At 73.3% G+C, this 20,398-nt stretch carries 14 protein-coding genes and 1 tRNA gene; 2 read left to right on the forward strand and 13 right to left on the reverse strand.

The genetic code is table 11. The features are described 5' to 3' along the window. Positions 1-45: 45 nt before the first annotated feature. The 11 genes from QC029_RS24200 to QC029_RS24250 all read right to left on the reverse strand — a co-directional run bounded on the left by QC029_RS24200 (position 46) and on the right by QC029_RS24250 (position 16,538). A complete protein-coding gene (locus QC029_RS24200; RefSeq protein ID WP_279557891.1) occupies positions 46-1,521 on the reverse strand; it encodes a polysialyltransferase family glycosyltransferase in 1,476 nt (491 codons plus the stop codon). A gap of 1 nt (position 1,522) precedes the next feature. Next, positions 1,523-2,506, reverse strand: coding sequence for a glycosyltransferase (locus QC029_RS24205; RefSeq protein ID WP_279557892.1), 984 nt, complete (start codon positions 2,504-2,506; stop codon positions 1,523-1,525). A gap of 175 nt (positions 2,507-2,681) precedes the next feature. Next, positions 2,682-3,380, reverse strand: coding sequence for a GNAT family N-acetyltransferase (locus tag QC029_RS24210; protein ID WP_279557893.1), 699 nt, complete (start codon positions 3,378-3,380; stop codon positions 2,682-2,684). A 130-nt stretch (positions 3,381-3,510) separates the two neighbouring features. Then, on the reverse strand, positions 3,511-5,532 hold the full coding sequence (locus tag QC029_RS24215; protein WP_279557894.1) for a CocE/NonD family hydrolase: 2,022 nt from the start codon (positions 5,530-5,532) through the stop codon (positions 3,511-3,513). Between the two features lie 28 nt (positions 5,533-5,560). Further along, entirely contained in the window at positions 5,561-6,886 is a 1,326-nt protein-coding gene (locus tag QC029_RS24220; RefSeq protein ID WP_279557895.1) for an acetyl-CoA carboxylase biotin carboxylase subunit family protein, read from the reverse strand. Positions 6,887-7,098: 212 nt separating this feature from the next. Further along, positions 7,099-8,082 carry an aldo/keto reductase gene (locus QC029_RS24225; protein ID WP_279557896.1) on the reverse strand — a complete coding sequence of 328 codons (984 nt, stop codon included), beginning with the start codon at positions 8,080-8,082 and terminating at the stop codon, positions 7,099-7,101. Between the two features lie 103 nt (positions 8,083-8,185). Beyond that, positions 8,186-11,734 (reverse strand): transcription-repair coupling factor, encoded by a 3,549-nt coding sequence (mfd, locus tag QC029_RS24230; protein ID WP_279557897.1) that lies wholly within the window; start codon positions 11,732-11,734, stop codon positions 8,186-8,188. A 215-nt stretch (positions 11,735-11,949) separates the two neighbouring features. Further along, on the reverse strand, positions 11,950-14,523 hold the full coding sequence (locus QC029_RS24235) for an ABC transporter permease (RefSeq protein WP_279557898.1): 2,574 nt from the start codon (positions 14,521-14,523) through the stop codon (positions 11,950-11,952). Next, a complete protein-coding gene (locus QC029_RS24240; RefSeq protein WP_279557899.1) occupies positions 14,520-15,308 on the reverse strand; it encodes an ABC transporter ATP-binding protein in 789 nt (262 codons plus the stop codon). The genes QC029_RS24235 and QC029_RS24240 overlap by 4 nt, the downstream gene beginning before the upstream one ends. Before the next feature lie 449 nt (positions 15,309-15,757). Continuing rightward, positions 15,758-15,829, reverse strand: a tRNA-Gln gene (locus QC029_RS24245). Positions 15,830-15,836: 7 nt separating this feature from the next. Further along, the gene (locus QC029_RS24250) at positions 15,837-16,538 is read right to left on the reverse strand and encodes a hypothetical protein (protein ID WP_279557900.1); all 702 of its coding nucleotides are present in this window, start codon (positions 16,536-16,538) and stop codon (positions 15,837-15,839) included. A gap of 155 nt (positions 16,539-16,693) precedes the next feature. On the opposite strand from QC029_RS24250, the gene QC029_RS24255 reads away from it, so the two are divergent. After that, complete coding sequence (locus QC029_RS24255; protein WP_279557901.1) at positions 16,694-18,121, forward strand: sensor histidine kinase; 1,428 nt, start codon at positions 16,694-16,696, stop codon at positions 18,119-18,121. Here QC029_RS24255 and QC029_RS24260 read toward each other — a convergent pair. Both QC029_RS24260 and QC029_RS24265 read right to left on the reverse strand, forming a co-directional pair. Next, positions 18,102-18,602: an SUKH-3 domain-containing protein gene (locus QC029_RS24260; protein ID WP_279557919.1), complete on the reverse strand. Its 501-nt coding sequence runs from the start codon at positions 18,600-18,602 to the stop codon at positions 18,102-18,104. The two genes, QC029_RS24255 and QC029_RS24260, sit on opposite strands and share 20 nt — an antisense overlap. Before the next feature lie 8 nt (positions 18,603-18,610). Then, entirely contained in the window at positions 18,611-19,117 is a 507-nt protein-coding gene (locus QC029_RS24265) for a YwqJ-related putative deaminase (protein ID WP_279557902.1), read from the reverse strand. Positions 19,118-19,389: 272 nt separating this feature from the next. Here QC029_RS24265 and QC029_RS24270 point away from each other — a divergent pair, with 272 nt between their 5' ends. Continuing rightward, on the forward strand, positions 19,390-20,394 hold the full coding sequence (locus QC029_RS24270; RefSeq protein ID WP_279557903.1) for an SMI1/KNR4 family protein: 1,005 nt from the start codon (positions 19,390-19,392) through the stop codon (positions 20,392-20,394). Positions 20,395-20,398: the final 4 nt, after the last annotated feature.

Below are 20,398 nucleotides of genomic sequence, written 5' to 3' on the forward strand. Positions count from 1 at the left end.
GGCCGGGACCGATCCACGGTCCCGGCCTTCGGCCTCCTCCCGGTGTCACTTCCCGCGGGCGCGGGAAGCGGCGGCCCGCTTCACCCGGCGCGCGGCGCGCAGCGCGTGGTCGCTGCCCGGCAGACGGCGCACCAGGCCGGGCGTGAGCCCGCCGGGCAGCCGGAGCGCGGTCAGGCGGCGCCGCTTGAAGTAGCGGGCGGTGCTCTCGTCGAGGTGGGCGGTCAGCCACGCCTCGGCCTCGGCGCGCAGGGCCGGGTAGCGGTCGGCCTGCATGCAGTACCCGACGGCCCGCACCAGCGGCTCGATCCGCCGCACCGCCTCCACGGACTCGGTGACCACCTCGCCGCGCGCGGCCTCCCCCGTGTCCGGGGCCTCCAGGTCGGGCACGAGGGCGTCGACGATGGTCAGCGGGACGCGGTTGCTGTTCTGGTACGGCGTCAGCCGGTCCAGCAACGGCTCGGTGCCCACCCGTGCGACGGGCACGCCGTACAGGGCGGAGGCGGTGAGCATCGCGGTGGAGAAGCAGCCCACGACCAGCTCCGGGCGGCACCGCCGGAAGACGGTCTCGGCCAGCATCGGCTTCTCCAGGACCACCAGCCGTACGCCCGTGTCGGCGGCGGCCTTGTCCAGCGCCCTGGAGTAGCGGACGGGGGCCGTGGGGTGGGGCTTGAAGAGGACCGAGCGGTGCCCGGCCGCGGCGGCGCCGCGCAGCATCCGCTCGTGCAGCGCCTCCTCCTCGTCCACGGTGAGGATGCCGAGCGCCGCCAGGTACTGGCCCAGCAGGACGGCGGTGGGGGCGCCCTCGCCGTCCGGGTCGAGGGCCGCGTCCGAACCGCTGTCCGAACCGCCGTCCGGGCCGCCGTCCGGGGATGCGTCGTCGAGTTCGTCCAGGACCGAGCGGAAGACCCCGCTCGGCACCAGTTCGGACGGCACCCCGTACTCGGTCAGCAGCAGCGGCGTCAGGCCGGGCACGAGGTCGAGGTGGAGCAGGCGCTGGATGCGGCAGGCGAGGGTCTGCGGCAGCTTCTCGCGGGTGGGGCCGTAGCTCATCAGGCCGTCGGCGTAGACGTGGACGGACGCGCTCGCGAAGATCGCGGCCAGCGCCTTGGCCGGGCTGACGTGCACGGACTCCACGACCAGGTCGACCGGCCCGTCGCCCAGGCCCCAGCTCGCGCGGAACATCCGCTCCCACAGCGGGCAGTCGTTGCCCGCCGGGCTCCAGGTGCTGGGGTGGTGGGGGCGGATGGTGTCGTTCCAGTCGACCACCTGGTCGAAGCGGGCGGCCAGCCGGTGCCAGCCGCGCATCCCGTCCAGGCGGGAGGCGGTCTCGGGCACCTCGGCGTTGTTGGAGACCAGCAGGACGCGCCGCACCCCGTGGCGCGGCCCGAACAGGCCCGCGTCCAGGGCGGCGGCGAGCGTGGCCGTGCCGTAGAGGGTGGAGACCTCGAAGAGCTGGACGCGGGTGCGCGCGCCGGCGCCCGTCCCGCGGGTGGCGCCGCCGGTGCTGTCGGTGCCGGTCATCTCAGGCCGCCTTCCGTGCCGTGCCGCCCAGCAGCCGCCGCAGCGTCCTGGCGCGCTCGTGGTCCATGGACGTCAGCGTCCGCTCCAGCACCTCGCGCGGCATCCGGCGCAGCGCCGCGGCCGACTCGTGCTTCAGCCGCCGTGCGGCGGAGGGCTCGTAGCGGTGGGCGCCGGCCGCGTGGAAGGCGATCATGGCGCAGTAGGTCCGCACGATCTTGGGCAGGAAGCGGTCGGCCTCCCGGTCGGCGGCGACCTCGGCCAGGACCAGGTCGTGGGCCGGTATGAAGTCCAGCTGCCGGGCGTCGCGGATCTGGGTCAGCGAGGTGGTGACCCCGCGCCGGTAGAAGACGCCGAGCAGGCCGACGGTCGCGAACGTCCTCGCCCTCAGGTGGAGCTGCCACATGAAGACGCGGTCCTCGGCGGTGCGCAGGTGGGTGGTGAACCGCATCCCCAGGCCGTCGCCGCCCGTTTCGAAGATCCCGCGGCGGTAGATCCCGGCCCAGACGAAGGGGTAGTCCACCATCGTCTCCATCTCGGGCGGTGCTATGGCGTCCCGGGTGCTGAGGACCGCGTCCCGCCGCCGCGCCGGCGCCCGCTTGACGACGCGGTCGCGGCCGGTGGACTGCACGTGGTCGGTGCGCACGAAGTCGCAGCCGAACTCCTCGATGGAGCGGACCAGTTCGTCCAGGTAGCCGGGCGCGTACCAGTCGTCGCCGTCGAGGAAGGTCAGGTAGTCGCCCTCGGCGGCCTCGATGCCGGTGTTGCGGGCCTGGGCGATCCCCCGGTTCTCCTCGTGCCGCAGCAGCCGGGCGTGCGGCAGATCGGTGACGGCCCGGTCGAGGATCTCCGCGGTGGCGTCCGTGGAGCAGTCGTCGACCAGGATGAACTCCGTCCCCGGCCGCGCGTTGGCCGCGAGGCTGCGCAGGGTGTCCTGCGCGTACTCCTGGACGTTGTGGAAGGGGACGATCACTGAGAGCTTCGGCACGTGGTTTCCAGACGCTGCGGACAGGACGGCGGGGCCGGGCGGCCACTGGCCGCCACTCCCGGCCCCGCAGGTGGAGGCTAGTCACGCGCCGTCCGCTCCGGATGCCGTACGGGGGACGTCCGGGTGAACTCTGAACGTACGCTCGGTGGAAGGCGGTCGCGGCCCGCCCCGCCGGTCAGCGGCCGGGCCGCGCCCCGCCCGGCGACGGCGGCCGGGAGGGCGCCGCCTCCAGCAGGACCTCCCCGCCCACCGGGCGGTAGCCCGCGGCCTGGAAGGCGCGGACGCTGGGGGCGTTGCCGGGGGCCTGCTGCGCCCACACCACCGCGCCGGGGGGCGCCAGCCGACGGGCGGCCAGCGCCAGGGCGCGGCCCAGCCCCCTGCCGCGCGCCCGCTCGTCCACCTCGATCGCGGCCTCCCAGCGGCCCGCCACGCCGCGGCCCAGCACCACCACCCCGCCGTCGGCCGCCCACACCCGCACCTCGTCGCGGCACAGCAGCGCCCGCGCCACGCGCGGATGGCCGGGGTCGCCGAGTTCGGCCAGCGGCAGCGGCGGCGGGCCGGGCAGCGCCCCGGCGGCGGTCAGCAGGTCGACGCAGCCCGCCGTCCGCCCGGTGCGGGCGGACAGGCCGGCCAGGAAGACCGGGCTGAGCGGGGCGGCCAGCCGGTCGCCCGGCGCCCGCCGGATCCGCTCCAGCACCCAGGCCGGGTCCTCGTCGGTGAACACCACCGCGTGCGCGGCCAGCGCCAGCACCCCGGCGTCGCGCGCCGAGGGCTGGGGCACGACCGTCACCGATCCGTCCGGCGGGGGGAAGACCCCCCGTGCCGCGTCCGCCAGGATCTCCGCCAGCGCGCCCCGGTCCGCCGTTCCGTCCACGTCCGCCCCCTGACCGTCCGCCCCCTGACCGTCCGCCCCCTGTCCGCAGCCGGTGCTCCGGCGGCGGTCACTCTCCCACAGGGGGCGGACGGTCAGGGGGCCCGGGAGGCGGGCCGGACCGGACGGCGGGTCAGACGTGGTCGCGCGGCAGGGTCTCGTTCCAGGTGCGGGAGAACACCCGGTCGTCCCCCTCGTACCCGTCGAGGGTGGCGTGCACGACGAACTCCGTCCCGGTGCAGCGCAGCACCGTGCGGGTCACCGTCCGCACGTTCCAGTCGCCGCGCGAGAACGCCATCGTCCACTCCGACTCGCCCCGGGCGGAGGTGAAGTCGTCGGCCACCGAGTCGTAGCGCTCGTAGGCGCGGCGCCGCACGTCCAGGTCGATGTCCTCGAAGTGGACCGTCCCGCCGTCCTTGACGATCTCCAGCGACGACCCGTAGTCCACCAGGTTCCGGGAGACCTCCCAGCGCTGCTCGGGCGGGGTGGTCTGGCGGGTGCGGATCGGCTCGGTCCCCTCGGGCTCGCCGAACGGCTCCCCCTCCACCTCGTCGGACTCCGCGACCGGGCGCACCGGCAGCGTCAGGGCGCTGCCGGGCGCGTACACGCTCAGCAGCACCGGGCGCGGCGGCGGCCAGGCCAGCGGCCAGTACGAGGTCGACAGCGACAGCCGGACGCGGTGGCCCGGCGGGAAGACCTGCGCCACGCCGTTGAGCTGCACCGTCGCCCGGTACCGGCGGCCGGGCTCCAGCGGTTCGGGCTCGTCGCCGCCCGCGCGGGTGAGGTTGAGCAGCCCGTAGGTGACGCGGGTGGCGCGGCCGTCGGGGGCGACGTCGGACAGGCGGGCGGCGACCATCGCCACCGGCTCGCTCACCGACAGCTCCAGCTCCACGGTCGGCGCGCCCAGGATCTCCACCCGCTCGGTCAGCGGCTCGCTGTCGAAGACCATCGACCCGCCGTCCTCCTCGCGCTGGTCGTACGGCAGGTCCGGCGGCGCGTTGTACGAGGCCCACTTCCCGGCGAACTGGCCCACCGACAGCGGCGACTGCACCGTCAGCTCCGTCTCCTCCGGCTTCTCGTCCGGCCGGTGGATCCGGTGCGCGCCCAGCGGCAGTTCGGTGGGGGTGACGTGCGGCGAGGGCCAGGACGGCTCGCCCACCCACCGGCCGGGCCGCTCCTCGTACGACGTCGACGGCGGCACGCTCTCCTGCATCCACGCCCGCAGCATCGGGCCGTCCATCACCCCGTTGTCGGCGCCCTTGAGCCAGTGGTCCCACCAGCGCACCACCTCCTGGAGGTAGCCGATGGCCGGGCCCGGCTGCCCCAGGTGCGGGTACTTGTGCGACCACGGCCCGATCAGGCCCTTGCGGGGCACGTCCAGGTGCTCCAGCAGGCGCGTGACGGCGTTGGAGTAGCCGTCCGCCCAGCCGCTGGAGGCCAGCACCGGCACGTCGACGGCCGCGTAGTCCTCGCAGACCGAGGCGTGCCGCCAGTAGTCGTCGCGCCGCTGGTGGCGCAGCCACTCCAGCACCCAGGGCCGGGTGTTCTCCAGCCGCTCCAGCCACATCCCGCGCCACCGCTCGCCCACCAGCGCCGGGTCCGGCGGGCAGGTGCCGTAGGCGAACATCGTGCCCGCCTCGGCCAGGTTGTCCGACAGCAGGCAGCCGCCCATGTAGTGCATGTCGTCGGCGTACCGGTCGTCGGTGAAGGAGGAGACGACGATCGCCCGCAGGCTCGGCGGGCGGCGGGCGGCGACCTGGAGGGCGGCGAAGGCGCCCCAGGAGATGCCCATCATCCCGGTGCGTCCGTCGCACCAGGGCTGCTCGGCCAGCCAGGCCAGCACGTCCTCGGCGTCGGACTGCTCCACCTCCAGGTACTCGTCGCGCAGCACCCCCTCGGACTCGCCGGTGCCGCGGATGTCCACCCGTACGCAGGCGTAGCCGTGGCCGGCGATGTAGGGGTGGTGGACGGAGTCGCGCACCGAGGTCAGGTCGCGCCTGCGGTACGGGATGTACTCCAGCACCGCCGGCACCGGCGTGTCGTCGGAGGAGACCGGCCGCCAGATGCGGGCCGCCAGCCGGGTCCCGTCCGACACCGGGATCCACACGTGCTGCTCTTCCTTGGTCGCGTACGGCAGGCTGGTCACGTGGCGCACGGCCGGACCACCTCCTCTCCCGCCCGGCTCAGGCGGCCTCGTCGGTCTTCGCGTCGGTCTTCGCGTCGGTCTTCGCGCCGGTCTCCTCGGCGAACTCGAACGGCAGCATCGCCAGGCAGTGGTCGTACTTCGCGCGCATCTCCTCCTCGCTGTCGGCGCCGACGAAGACGTGCGCGAGCTCGAAGCTGTAGCTGTCCTGGCCCGGCATGTCGGACAGCCACTGCCCCTCCTCCGGCTTGACCGTGATCCGCACCCCGGGCACCTCGCGCTCCACGCGCTCGATCTCCTCGGCCGTCGGCACCCGCGTCACCAGGCCGTCGGTGAACTGCCGGTGGTACCACTTGGCGGCCAGCGCGTAGGGGCCCTCCCGGTAGGGCAGCCGCGGGTCGCGGCCCAGGGCCAGGCTGAGCATGGCGTGGTGGTTGGGGACGCCGTCGACGAACTCGAACAGCTCGGCGTGCGACTGCGAGTGCCGCGGGTTGATCTCCAGCAGGCTGATCTCGTCGCTGGCCGCGTCGTAGAAGTACTCGATGCTGAACGTGGCCCAGTCCATGCCGATCTGCTCGATCACGCGCCGGGAGACGTCCCGCAGCCGCAGCTGCACCGGCTCGGGCAGGGCGGCGGGGTACTGGTGGCGCAGGAAGCAGGGGGTGTCGGGGTAGTTGATCGAGTCCAGCACCCCGTAGACGGTCACCTCGCCGTCGTACACGTAGCCCTCGACGGCGGCCTGCACGCCCGTCAGCGACTCCTCGGCCAGGCACGCCTGCCCGCCGGCCTCGGCGACCTCGGGCGGCAGCTGGAGCCTGCGCATCACGTACTCGAAGGGGCGGCCGATGCGGGTGATGCCCTCGCGGATCTCGGCCACCGCCGCCGCGAACCCCTCCTCGTCCTTCACGCCGAAGGCCAGCTCCGAGGAGTAGGACTTGACCGGCTTGAGCCACATCGGGAACCGCAGGCCCTCGGGTGGACGGGGATCGCCCTCCAGGTCCACCAGCGCGAAGCGCGGGTGCTCGCTGATGACCTTCCGCTGCTCCAGCCGGCTCCAGTACTTGTGCTCGCACTTGACCACCGACTCCAGGCTGGTGGCGCGCGTCCCGTAGCGCTCGGCCAGGATCGGGACCAGCGTGCTGACGGGGAAGTCCCAGTAGCCGACGATGGCGTCGATGGTGCCGTCGAAGGCGTCCAGTTCCTTCCGCGCCTTCTCCAGCAGTTCGGCCACCGGTATCTCGCCGTGCTGGAGCTCCTCGATGCTCAGCAGGGGGTGGAAGCGGTACTCCTCCGCGTGCGGCACCGCGCGCAGCGTCCTGACGTTCTCCTCGTCCAGTCCGATGACGAACACGTTGGCCTTGCTCACTGATGACTCCCTCGTGCCGGATTTCCACGAGTCCTCCCGGCTACCCGAGGGGTCCGGCGGGCATTCATCCGCAAGGGGTCATCGATCGCATACGCGACCAACGTTTCCAACAGCGCCAACGGCGCCAACGGGACGAAGACGGCGGGGCCGGTCGCCATCCACGCCGACCGGCCCCGCCGTCCGCCTCTGCCGCGGGCACCCCCGCCGGCGCCCTACCAGCGGTCGTGCACCTGCGGGCGGATCCGCCGGTCGTACAGCCCGGTGATCGCGTCCAGCGTCTCCCGCGGCAGCGGCGGCAGCGCCGCGGCCCCGGCGTTCGCCCGCGCCTGCCCGGGGTTGCGCGCGCCGGGGATCACCGAGGTCACGCCCGGCTGCTGGACGATCCACCGCAGCGCCGTCTGCGCGGGCGTGGCGCCCTCGGGCGCCAGCTCCGCGAACTCCGCGGCGGCCTCCAGACCGGTCTCGTAGTCCACGCCCGAGAACGTCTCGCCCTGGTCGAACGCCTCGCCGTGGCGGTTGAACGCCCGGTGGTCGTCCGGCGAGAACACCGTCTCGCGGGTGTAGCGGCCCGACAGCAGGCCCGACGCCAGCGGCACGCGGGCGATGATGCCCACCCCGGCCTCGGCCGCCGCCGGGAGGACCTCCTCCAGCGGCTTGAGCCGGAACGGGTTGAGGATGATCTGCACGCTCGCCGTGCCCGGCCGCGCGATCGCCGTCAGCGCCTGCGCGCACGTCTCCACGCTCACCCCGTACGCCGCGATCCGCTTCTCGGCCACCAGGGTGTCCAGCGCGTCGAACACCTCGTCCGAGGAGAACACCGGCGTCGGCGGGCAGTGGAGCTGGACCAGGTCCAGGGTCTCCACGCCCAGGTTGGTGCGGGAACGGTCCGTCCAGGACCGGAAGTTGGCCAGGTTGTAGTGCTCGGGCAGCTGGTCCACCCGGCGGCCCATCTTCGTCGCCACGAACACGTCCACGCCCGGGCGCTCCGCGAGGAACCGGCCGATCAGCCGCTCGCTGCGGCCGTCGCCGTAGACGTCGGCGGTGTCGAGGAACGTCACGCCGCACTCCACGGCGGCGTCCAGCACCGCCAGCGCGTCCTCCTCGCGCACCTGGCCCCAGTCGGCACCCAGCTGCCAGGTGCCCAGTCCCACGACGGACACCTCGCGGCCCGTCCTGCCCAGTACTCGCTGCTCCATGGCAGCGATCCTACGTTCCGGCCGGCCCGGAAGCCCGGGCCGGTCCTCGCAGGTCACCGCCTACGGGAACGCTCCCATGAGCGCCCTCCCGCTCAGTCTCGGATCAGCTCAGCACCGTGGTGAGGAACTCCCCCACCCAGGCCAGCAGTTCACGCCCCACCACCGGCTTCCCGCCGATCCGCGCCGTCGTCGGACGCGGCACCAGCACCTGGCGCGCGGACGCCTTCACCACCGACCGCGGGTACAGCCGCTTCAGCCGCAGCTCCTGCGACTCCCGCAGCTCCACCGGCGCGAACCGCACGTTCGGGCCCTGCAGCGTGACGTCCGCCACCCCGAAGGAGCGGGCCAGCATCCGCAGCCCCGCCACCAGCAGCAGGTTCTCCACCGGCTCCGGCAGCGGACCGTAGCGGTCGGCGAGCTCCTCGCGCACCGCCGCGATGTCCTCCTCCGAGTTCGCCGACGCGATCGCCCGGTACGCCTGCAGCCGCAGCCGCTCCCCCGGCGCGTAGTCGTGCGGGACGTGCGCGTCCACCGGAAGCTCGATCCTCACCTCCAGCGGGGCCTCCTCCACCTCCCCGCCCGACTCCAGCGCCGCCCGGTAGTCGGCCACCGCCTCGCCCACCATCCGCACGTACAGGTCGAAGCCCACGCCCGCGATGTGACCCGACTGCTCGCCGCCCAGCAGGTTGCCCGCCCCGCGGATCTCCAGGTCCTTCATCGCCACGTACATGCCCGCGCCCATCTCCGTGTGCTGCGCGATCGTCGCCAGCCGCTCGTGCGCGGTCTCCGTCAGCGGCTTCTCCGGCGGGTACAGGAAGTACGCGTAGCCGCGCTCGCGGCCACGCCCCACCCGGCCCCGCAACTGGTGCAGCTGGGACAGGCCGAAGGTGTCGCCCCGCTCCACGATCAGCGTGTTGGCGTTGGAGATGTCGATGCCCGACTCCACGATCGTCGTCGACACCAGCACGTCGAACTTCTTCTCCCAGAAGTCCACCACCACCCGCTCCAGCGCCGACTCCGACATCTGGCCGTGCGCCGTGGCGATCCGCGCCTCGGGGACGATCTGCCGCAGCCGCGCCGCCGCCCGGTCGATCGACTCCACCCGGTTGTGGATGTAGAACACCTGGCCCTCGCGCAGCAGCTCGCGGCGGATCGCCGCACCGATCTGCCGCTCCTCGTACGGGCCGACGAACGTCAGCACCGGATGCCGCTCCTCCGGCGGCGTGGTGATCGTCGACATCTCCCGGATGCCCGTGACCGCCATCTCCAGGGTCCGCGGGATCGGCGTCGCCGACATCGTCAGCACGTCCACGTTCGCCCGCAGCTTCTTCAGCTGCTCCTTGTGCTCCACACCGAAGCGCTGCTCCTCGTCGACGATCACCAGGCCCAGGTCCTTGAACCGCGTCTCCGACGAGAACAGCCGGTGCGTGCCGATGACCACGTCCACCGAGCCGTCCCGCAGCCCCTCCAGCACCGCCTTCGCCTCGGCGTCCGTCTGGAACCGCGACAGCGCCCGCACCTTCACCGGGAACTGCGCGTACCGCTCCGAGAACGTCCCGAAGTGCTGCTGCACCAGCAGCGTCGTCGGCACCAGCACGGCCACCTGCTTGCCGTCCTGCACCGCCTTGAACGCCGCCCGCACCGCGATCTCCGTCTTGCCGTAGCCGACGTCGCCGCAGACCAGCCGGTCCATCGGGACCGACTTCTCCATGTCCTCCTTGACCTCGGCGATCGTCGTGAGCTGGTCCGGGGTCTCCATGTACGGGAACGCGTCCTCCAGCTCCCGCTGCCACGGGGTGTCCGCGCCGAACGCGTGCCCCGGCGCCGCCATCCGCGCCGAGTACAGCTTGATCAGGTCCGCGGCGATCTCCTTGACCGCCTTCTTCGCCCGCGCCTTCGTCTTCGTCCAGTCCGCGCCGCCCAGCCGGTGCAGCGTCGGCTGCTCACCGCCCACGTACTTGGTGACCAGCTCCAGCTGGTCCGTCGGCACGAACAGCCGGTCCCCCGGCTGGCCCCGCTTGGCCGGGGCGTACTCCACCAGCAGGTACTCGCGCGTCGCCCCCTGCACCGTGCGCTGCACCATCTCGATGTACCGGCCCACACCGTGCTGCTCGTGCACGATGTAGTCGCCCGGCTGCAGCGTCAGCGGATCGATCGTCTTCCGCCGCCGCGCCGGCATCCGCCCCAGATCCCGGCCGGCCGCCTTCTGCCCGGTCAGGTCCGTCTCCGTCAGCACCGCCAGCTTCAGGCCCGGATCGACGAACCCGTTCTCCAGCGTCCCGCACGACACGTGCACCACCGACGGGGTGATCTCCGTCAGCTCCGGCTCCAGCCGCGCCGCGATCCCCTCGCCGCCCAGCACCTCCACCGTGCGGGCCGCCGGACCGTGCCCCTCGGTCAGGTACACGCACCGCCAGCCGTCCGCCAGCCACCCCTTGGTGTCCGCCAGCGCCCGCGCCGTGTCCCCCCGGTAGCTCTCCGGAGCCCGCATCCCCAGCGTCAGCGACTCCGCCTCCCGCTCGGCGTCCGCGGAGCCCGTGGCGAACGGGCTCACCGACCACCACGGCACGCCCAGCTCACGCGCCCGGTCCCGGACGTCCGCGATCCCCCACAGCGACGCCGCGCCCACGTCGATCGGCGCCTCACCGCCACCGGCCGACGCCGCCCACGACGCCTGCAGGAACTCCTGCGAGGTGGCCACCAGGTCCGCCGCCCGCGTGCGCACCCGCTCCGGATCGCACACCACCGCCATGCTCCCCGTCGGCAGCACGTCCAGCAGCAGCTCCATGTCGTCCACCAGCACCGGCGCCAGGGACTCCATCCCCTCCACCGCGATGCCCTCGGCGATCTTCCCCAGCAGCTCGCCCAGCTCCGGATGCTCCCGCGCCAGCTCGGCCGCCCGCGCCCGCACCTCGTCCGTCAGCAGCAGCTCACGGCACGGCGGCGCCCACAGCCCGTGCTCGGCCACCTCCAGGGAGCGCTGGTCGGCCACCTTGAAGTAACGGATCTCCTCGACCTCGTCACCCCAGAACTCCACCCGCAGCGGATGCTCCTCCGTCGGCGGGAACACGTCCAGGATCCCGCCGCGCACGGCGAACTCCCCCCGCTTCTCCACCAGCTCCACCCGCGCGTACGCGGCGGCCGCCAGCGCGTCCACCACCTCGCCCAGATCCGCCTGAGCCCCCGAGCGCAGGCTCACCGGCTCCAGGTCCCCCAGGCCCTTCACCTGCGGCTGCAGCACCGACCGCACCGGAGCCACCACCACGCTCACCGGACCCGCCGCCGGATCGTCCGCGCTCGGATGCGCCAGCCGGCGCAGCACCGCCAGCCTGCGCCCCACCGTGTCCGACCGCGGCGACAGCCGCTCGTGCGGCAGCGTCTCCCACGACGGGTACTCCACCACCGCGTCCTCGCGGCCCGGGGGCATCAGCGACCGCAGCGCCGACGCCAGGTCCTCCGCCTCACGCCCCGTGGCCGTCACCGCCAGCACCGGACGCCCCGCCGACCGCGCCAGCGCCGCCACCGCGAACGGCCGCGCCGCCGGCGGCCCGACCAGGTCCACCTCGCGCCGGTGGCCGTCGGCGGCGGCACGCACCGCCTCCGCCAGCGCGGGATCCCGTACGACCGCATCAAGAAGACCGGTGAGACTCATCGAGACGTTCCATCCCAGAGGCTGGACAACAAGGGCACGCGCGCGCAGGCGCCCCGGACAACACGAACGACCCGACACGCCGAGCGGGCCGGGGGTCCCAGCCTACGACGACCGCACCCCCCTCCGCCGCCGCACGGCACGGCGGCCCGGCCCGGCGGGCGCACACCGCACCCACCGTGACCGGGCCGCACCGGGCCACACAGCCCCACCGCGGACTACTCCGTGGCGATCGCGTTCAGCACGTTCATCCGACCCGCCCGGAACGCCGGCACCAGAGCCGCCACCAGCCCGACCACCGCGGCCCCCAGGAACACCCCCGCGATCGTCGGCCACGGCACCTCCAGGACCTTCAGCCCCTCCAGGGCCAGCAGCCGCTGCGCCGCCACACCCCAGCCCAGCCCCAGGCCCAGCCCCAGCAGCGCGCCGAACAGCGCGATCACCACCGACTCCAGCCGGATCATCCGCCGCAGCTGCCGCCGCGACAGACCGATCGCCCGCATCAGACCGATCTCACGCGTCCGCTCCACCACCGACAGCGCCAGCGTGTTCACCACGCCCAGGATCGCCACCACGATCGCCAGCGCCAGCAGCCCGTAGACCATGTTGAGCAACTGCCCCACCTGGTCCTCCAGCAGCTCCTTGTAGTCCGCCTGGTTGCGGACCTCGTACTGCGGGAACGGATCCAGCTCCTTCTTCAGCGCCGCGTACGCCGCGTCCTCCTGACCCTCCTCCGCCTTCGCGAAGAGCATCATGTTCAGCGGCATCCGCTCCTCGGGCACATACCGCTCGGCCGTCGCGATGCTCAGGTACAGCGCGCCCTGGTCCACACTCGTGTCCGCGGCCGTCACCGCCCGCACCGTCAGCTCCGCCGTACCGCCGGCCGCGAAGTCCACCTCGATCCGGTCGCCGACCTCCACACCGTGCTTCCGCGCGAAGTCCTCCGGCACCGACATCGAGTCCCGCTGGTACGCCGCCGGCAGCTCACCCGCCACCGTCTCCACCCGCAGGTCCTCCGCGTACGTCGGGGACGCCGCCGTCACCGCCTCCCTCACCGGCTCGCCGTCCGGCCCCGTCAGCCGCGCCTCCAGCATCCGGTACTCGGTGACGTGCTCCACGCCCTCCGCGGCGCGCACCCGCTCCACCGCCTCCGGCACCACCGGCCCGGCCGTCGACATCATGATGAAGTCCGCGCCCACCGAGCGGTCCAGCTCGTCACCCGCCGACGCCACCAGCGAGGCGCCCACCACCGACAACGACGCCACCAGCGCCAGCCCGATCATCAGCGCCGCACCCGTCGCCCCCGTACGGCGCGGATTGCGCAGCGCGTTCCGCTCCGCCATCCGCCCCACCGGGCCGAACACCCGCAGCACCACCGCGCCCAGCACCCGCACCACGAACGACGCCAGCAGCGGGCCGATCAGCACGAAACCCACCAGCGTCAGCAGCACGCCCAGGCCCAGGAACGCCGAACCCCCCGCGGCGTCGTCCGACCCCGCCGCCACCACCAGCGCACCCGCGCCGGCCAGCGTCAGCACCAGACCCACACCCGAGCGGACCCGGCCCACCCGGCTCCCCGCCGCCGGCAGACCGTCGTCCCGCAGCGCCGCCATCGGCGACACCCGCCCCGCGCGCCGCGCCGGGAGGTACGCCGCCAGCACCGTCACCACGACGCCCAGCACCACGCCGACCACCGGCGTCGTCCACTTCAGCGTCAGATCGTCCGTGCTCAGGTTCATGCCCATCAGGCCCATGAGCTCCATCAGCCCGACGGCCAGACCCACACCGGCGGCCACACCCGCCACCGACCCCAGCACGCCCAGCAGCACGGCCTCCACCAGCACCGAGCGGTTCACCTGGCGGCGGCTCGAACCGATCGCCCGCATCAGACCGATCTCACGCGTCCGCTGCGCCACCAGCATCGAGAAGGTGTTGACGATCAGGAAGACCCCCACCAGCAGCGCGATCCCCGCGAAGCCCAGCAGCGCGTACTTCATCACGTCCAGGAAGGAACCGATCCCCTCCTTGCTCTCCGCCGCGTACTCCTCCCGCGTCTGGACCCGGTACTCCCCCGAGCCCAGCGCCGCGACGACGTTCCCCTTCAGCTCCTCGTCGCTCACGCCCTCGGCCGCCGTCACCGACACCGCCGTGAACGCGTCCGGGTCGCCCAGCAGCCTCTCCTGCACCGTCTCGGTGTCGAAGTACACCACCGTCGCGCCCGGATTGGTCGACCTGAACGCCGCCACCCCCACGATCTGCGCCCGGAAGTCGCCCAGCGCCGAGATCGTGCGCAACTCCTCGCCCAGCTCCAGACCGTGCTTCTCCGCCGTGTCCGCGTCGACCATCACCTCACCCGGACCGCGCGGCACCCGGCCCTCGGTGATCTCCATCGACCGCTCGTCGATCTCCGTCCAGTTGCTCGCTATCGTCGGCGCGCCCGTGGACGACCCCATGTTCTCGTTCTCGGAGTCCACCACCGTCACGCTCATGCTGAACGCGCCGCCGGCCACCGAGGAGACCCCCTCGACGCCCTCCAGCTCCTCCAGCAGCGAACCCGGCACCGTCTCCGGCCGCCCCGTCTCCGGCAGCTCGTCGCTCTCCGCGCCCTTCGGCGAGACCGTCACGTCCGCGGCCGTCTGCGAGAAGAGGCGGTCGAACGTCGTGTTCATCGTGTCCGTGAACACCAGCGTCCCGCACACGAACGCCACCGACAGCACCACCGCGACACCGCTCAGCAGCATCCGGCCCTTGTGCGCCACGAGATTGCGCAGCGAAGTCCTCAGAACGGTCATGACACCCGCCCGAACGTGTCGAACGCCTTCATCCGGTCCAGCACAGCCTCCGCCGTCGGACGCTGCATCTCGTCCACGAGGCGGCCGTCCGCCAGATAGAGCACCCGATCCGCGTACGCCGCCGCCACCGGGTCGTGCGTCACCATCACGATCGTCTGGCCCAGCTCGTCCACCGAACGCCGCAGGAAGCCCAGCACCTCCGCACCCGCGCGCGAGTCCAGGTTGCCCGTCGGCTCGTCACCGAAGATGATCTCCGGCCGGGCCGCCAGGGCGCGGGCCACCGCCACGCGCTGCTGCTGGCCGCCGGAGAGCTGGTTGGGCCGGTGCTTGAGCCGCCCCGACAGACCGACCGTCTCCACCACCCGGTCGAGCCACTCCCGGTCGGGCCTCCGGCCCGCGATGTCCATCGGCAGCGTGATGTTCTCCAGCGCGTTCAGCGTCGGGAGCAGGTTGAACGCCTGGAAGATGAAACCGATCTTGTCGCGGCGCAGCCGGGTCAGCTTCCCGTCCTTCAGCCCGGTGACCTCGGTCTCCCCGATCCACACCTGCCCGGACGTCACCGAGTCCAGCCCCGCCAGGCAGTGCATCAGCGTGGACTTGCCCGAGCCCGACGGGCCCATGATCGCGGTGAACGCGCCCCGCGCGATGTCCACGTCCACCCGGTCCAGCGCGACCACCCGCGTCTCGCCGGCCCCGTACGCCTTGACGACCTGCCGCGCCCGCGCGGCGACGGCCGTACTTCCTCCGCTGCCCCCGGTCCTGGGATTCACTACAGCCGTTGTCACGGTATGTCTCCTGTTTCGGATAGTTCGATCGCGTCGGAACTTCTCGGGAGTCTTCGGTCGTTCCCCGGGCGCGCACCCCGGATCCCGGTACGCGCACCGGGGCCGGTACGCGCCCCGGCCCCGGTGCGCCCCCCGGCACACACAGAGCCTGCTGCACACGGGCGGGCGCCGCGATGGTGTCCGGTGCCGTATCCGTACGGGGGCCAGCACCACCCCCACCGGTGCGGCGACCCGTAGCAAGCAGCCTAGGGAGCGATCCGCGCCCCCTCGTCCTGCCACGGGACGAGCCGGGGGTAGGAGGAACGGGGTACGGCCCCCTAGGGGACTCGGCCCCGAGGCTGCCCTCTTCCCCTACGTCAACCGCAAGCCGGCACGGGCGCGGACCGCCCCCCGGCACGGCGAAGGGCCCCCGACCCGGGAGGTCGTGGGCCCCGCATGCGAACTTCGAGCTCCCCCGCCAGGACTCGAACCTGGACAAACGACACCAAAAATCGTTGTGCTGCCAATTACACCACAGGGGATGGCAACTCAGGCTAAATCAGACATCTCACCAGAGCGCCGTTCGGCCTCCCCTACTATGCCGTACCACCAGCCCTCGATGCGACGGTAAAGGTCGGCGCTACGCCGGACGCGGACGACCAGGCACCCCCGGTACCCCTCCCCCACGTTCTTGCGGGACGTCTTCGGATTGTGCTTCTTCAGCGTCGTCCTGCCGAACGACGCCACGTCCACCCCCACCAGGTCGGCCCAGAAGCGCTCGGCGGCCCCCACGTCCGCCGACTCGTGGATCATCAGCCGGAACCGCCGTCTGTCGTCCTCGACCCCGAGCAGGGAGAGCCAGGCCAGATAGACCCGGATCATCCCGGGGTCGCTGTTGACGAACACCACCTCCTCCCGCGGCCTGTACGGCTTGCTCTTCGATCCCTCGGCCCAGTAGAGCCCCGCCCCGACCAGGAACAGCTCCCGGTCCGTCATGGGACGGATCTCGCCGGCCGCCTCCAGCCTCGTCTGCCGACGCCTGATCGCCTGCTCCCGTCGGTGCGGCGCCCAGCGCGCCTCCCTCATGCGGTGCAGCCGCTCCGGCGGGACCGCCGGCTTCGGCAGATCCCTCACCCACAGCGACACCGAGCTCTTCGACACCCCCAGCTCGGCCACGATCTCGTCGTACGTGCGGCCCGCGCGGCGCAGGGCGCGGGCGCGTTCCCTCATCTCCGTCTTGGCTCGGACCATGGCGCCAGCCTGGTCCCGCAAAGGAATACGCGGATCGAAAATACGGATGATTCAGCAGTTCGAGTGAAAAGCCCCTCTTTTCCCACGGCGCACACGGACTTTTACGGGCGGAGTCGCCCAGAAAACCGTTGGCGGGCGGTCGTAGGCTGGGCGGTATGACCGAGACGGGGGAAAGCGTCGAGGCCCGTGACCAGGGTGATGCGCCTCGGGGGCCGCTGTGGTGGGCGCGGCGTCGGAGTGCGGTGCTGGACGTCGGGCTCGCGCTGGTGTCGGCCGCCGAGTGCGCGGCCCAGGGAATTCCGTTCGCGCGCGAGGCCGGCATCCCGGTGGGGCTGTCGGTGGCCCTGGGGGCGGTGGCCGGGCTGGCCCTGGTGCTGCGGCGGCGGTGGCCGATCGCGGTGGTGCTGGTGGCGATCGCGGTCACGCCGGCCCAGATGGGCGTCCTGCTGGGGATGGTGGGGCTGTACACGCTGGCGGCGTCGGAGGTGCCGCGGCGGATCATCGTGCTGCTCGCCGGCATGCAGGGCCTGGGGACGCTGATCGTCACCGTGATGGAGATACGGCGGAGCGTGGGCCGGGACGAGTACGGCTACGACGCGCCGGTGTGGTTCGTCCCCCTGGTCTCGGCGCTGATGTCGCTGGGTCTGACGGCGCCGCCGGTGCTGCTGGGGCTGTACGTGGGGGCGCGGCGGCGGCTGGTGGAGAGCCTGCGGGAGCGGGCGGACGGCCTGGAGCGGGAGTTGTCGCTGCTGGCGGACCGCGCGGAGGAGCGTGCGGAGTGGGCGCGCAACGAGGAGCGGACGCGTATCGCGCGGGAGATGCACGACGTGGTGGCGCACCGGGTGAGCCTGATGGTGGTGCACGCGGCGGCGTTGCAGGCGGTGGCGCTGAAGGATCCGGAGAAGGCGTCGCGGAACGCGGCGCTGATCGGGGACATGGGGCGGCAGGCGCTGACGGAGTTGCGGACGATGCTGGGTGTGCTGCGGGCGCACGAGGCGAAGCCCGCGGTGCCGGGGCAGGGACCGGCGCCCGGGTCGGGATCCGGGTCGGGGTCCGGGTCCGCGGGGTCGCAGCGGCCGCTGGCGCGGGTGGCGGAGGTGGCGGCGGCCGCGGCGGCGGGGCGGGGCCCGGCGCGGGGGCCCGGGTCCGGCGGTCCGGACGGGTCCGGGGACCCGGGGGACGGGCGGGGCGGCCCGTGCCTGCGGGAACTGGACGCGCTGGTGGGGCAGTCGCGGGCGGCGGGGATGTCGGTGGAGCTGTCGGTGGAGGGGGAGGTGCGGCCGTACGCGTGGCGGGTGGAGCAGACGGCGTACCGGGTGGTTCAGGAGGCGCTGACGAACGTGCACAAGCACGCGGCGGGGGCGCGTACGCGGGTGCGGCTGGCGCACCGCGCGGGTGAGGTGGCGGTGCTGGTGGAGAACGAGGCGCCGGCGGAGGGCGTGCGGGGCGCGGGGCTGCCGAGCGGCGGCAACGGCCTGGTGGGGATGCGCGAGCGGGTGACGGCGCTGGGCGGGGGGTTCGTGTCGGGGCCGACGGACGGCGGGGGGTTCCGGGTGTCGGCGGTCATCCCGGATCGCGGGTGAGGCGTTTGGGGCTGGTGCCGGTGACGAGGGTGGTGAGGGCCGCGTCGACGGTGGGGCCGAGGTACCAGTCGCCGGTGTGGTCGATGCTGTAGACGCGGCCCTGTTCGTCGATGGCGAGGAGGGCGTTGCCGTTGTCCTCCTCGCCGAGGGGGGCGATGACGGTGTCGAGGGCCCGTCCGAGGTCGGCGAGGGTGCGGGGCCAGTGGAGGCCGTACAGCGGGTCCATGCGGACGGCGGTGGGGGCGATGTGGCGGCCGGGCTCGGCGCCGGCGATGTGGAGCCCGCCGAACTCGGCCCAGGCCTCGACGGCGGCGGGGAAGACGGCGTGCCGATGCCCGGCGGGTGAGCGGTGCGCCCGGAGGGTGTCGGCCCAGATCTCGGCCTGTGCGATGTCCCGGCGTCCGGGTCGCCAGCCCGCGGCGCGCAGGGCGGCGTCGACGGGGACGGGGAAGCGGGTGGTGGTGTCGCGGGGGCCGGGGATGGGGGGGTTCACCGTTCTCCTGTGGGGTCGACCGTGCGGACGCCGAAGTGGGCGAGGAGGGCGGCGCAGGAGCGGCAGGGGGGTGCGTAGCTGCCGTGTCGCGGGTCGCCGTCCTCCCGGATGCGGCGGGTGGTGAGTTTGGCGCCTTTGAGGGCTTTGCGTGCTTCGCCGGTGCTGAGGGGTCTGCGGCTGGCGCGTTTGCCGCGGGCGGCTTCGGCGGAGGCGAGGTGGCGGGAGAGGAGGACGGCCTCGGGGCAGCGTCCGGTGTGGCGTTCGCGCTGCTGGGCGGTGAGGGTGTCGAGGTAGTCCTGGACGAGGGGGTGGAGGGCCGGTGGGGTGTCGGCCTTGCTGGCGGTGCAGGTGAGGGTCCGGCCGCGTACGGAGAGCGCGGCGGCGACGGCCGGCATGATGCCGTCGCGGCGGTGGCGCGGTACCGGGGTGGTGTCGTCGGGGGCGCCCCAGCCGATGCGGGGGTCTCCGGGGCGTTCCGCGGTGTGGTGTCGTGTGGCGTGCATGGCTGGTCTTCCTCCCCGCGCATCCCCCCGATGGCGTTGGTTCAGGGTGCCAAACGCGTGGGCCTCCGGGAAAGCAGGGTCGGCTTCGGCGCACGTCGTGGTGCGTGTCCCGGTCCGCCGGGGCCGTGTGGTGAGTGTGCCGTGCGGAGGTGGCGGGGGGTGCGGCGGGGGTGGTCGGACCGGGGCGGGACCGGTGGCGGGGGCAGCGCATAGGCTGTGCCCGTCAGCGCCCATCGGCGCCCGTAAGCCAGTTGCCAGCAGGGGGCACCGCCATGACGACAGGTAGGCCTGGGCCGGGGGTTCCTCCCGGTTCTCGGTTCGGGGGGGAGTCCGCGCCGCCGAACACGGCCTATGCCGGGCAGGTCGTGCGTTTTCCGGATCCGGTGCGGGCCGCCCGCCATCCGGGGGGTGTGCGGATCGACGAGCGGGGTTACCCGGACTTCTCGCCGTACGCGCGCGCGGCCGTGGAGATCGCGGAGCCGCCGGACGGTTTCGGCGCGGACGAGTTGCGGCTGACGGACTACGTGTCGGCGAACGCGGCGCTGCACGCCGAGGGCCACGAGCTGTGGGCGGAGCTGCCGCCGGTGGCGACGCCGCACGGCTGGACGTGGCACCACGTGGCGCACAGCCGCCGGCTGGAGTTGGTGCCGGTGGAGGTGAAGGCGCTGCTGCGGCACCACGGCGGTCTGGCGACGGCGGCGGTGGACCACGGGAAGCGGGGGACGCGGCCGTTGCAGGAGACGCGTCCGGCGCACGTGGAGGTGCCGCACGGGGTGGCGGTCTCCGAGGAGCAGGTGCTGGACGTGGAGGAGACCCTCGGGTACCGGCTGCCGGAGGCGTACCGGTCGTTCCTGAAGGCGGCGGGCGGTTGCGCGCCGGTGGGGGTGGCGCTGGACGCGGAGTTGGGGCTGCTGGTGGACCAGCCGTTCTTCACGGTGCGCGAGGAGGCGGCGGTCAACGATCTGGTGTACGTGAACAAGTGCCTGCGGGACCACCTGACGAAGGACTACCTGGCGGTGGGGTTCGTGCAGGGCGGGATCGTCGCGGTGAAGGTGCGCGGCGACGCGCGGGGTTCGGTGTGGTTCTGCGCGTACGACGACGCGCGGGACCGTGACGGGCTGACGGTGCAGGAGCGGGTGGCGGAGCTCCTGCTGCCGTGCGGCGCGGACTTCGACGCGTTCCTGCTGCGGCTGGCGGGCAATCCGCCGGAGCTGGAGACCGTGGCCGGCCTGATGGTGGACGGCGGGTTCGCGCGTGCCGTCCCGGTGGAGGGGTGAGGCT

The organism is Streptomyces sp. DH37 (assembly GCF_029813835.1).
Classification (GTDB): Bacteria; Actinomycetota; Actinomycetes; order Streptomycetales; family Streptomycetaceae; genus Streptomyces.

Excerpts from the sequence above, each read along its gene's own strand:
- QC029_RS24200 (WP_279557891.1), bottom strand. The coding sequence starts at position 1,521 with ATGACCGGCACCGACAGCACCGGCGGCGCCACCCGCGGGACGGGCGCC.
- QC029_RS24225 (WP_279557896.1), bottom strand. The coding sequence starts at position 8,082 with ATGGAGCAGCGAGTACTGGGCAGGACGGGCCGCGAGGTGTCCGTCGTG.
- mfd (WP_279557897.1), bottom strand. The coding sequence starts at position 11,734 with ATGAGTCTCACCGGTCTTCTTGATGCGGTCGTACGGGATCCCGCGCTG.
- QC029_RS24235 (WP_279557898.1), bottom strand. The coding sequence starts at position 14,523 with ATGACCGTTCTGAGGACTTCGCTGCGCAATCTCGTGGCGCACAAGGGC.
- QC029_RS24250 (WP_279557900.1), bottom strand. The coding sequence starts at position 16,538 with ATGGTCCGAGCCAAGACGGAGATGAGGGAACGCGCCCGCGCCCTGCGC.
- QC029_RS24255 (WP_279557901.1), top strand. The coding sequence starts at position 16,694 with ATGACCGAGACGGGGGAAAGCGTCGAGGCCCGTGACCAGGGTGATGCG.
- QC029_RS24265 (WP_279557902.1), bottom strand. The coding sequence starts at position 19,117 with ATGCACGCCACACGACACCACACCGCGGAACGCCCCGGAGACCCCCGC.
- QC029_RS24270 (WP_279557903.1), top strand. The coding sequence starts at position 19,390 with ATGACGACAGGTAGGCCTGGGCCGGGGGTTCCTCCCGGTTCTCGGTTC.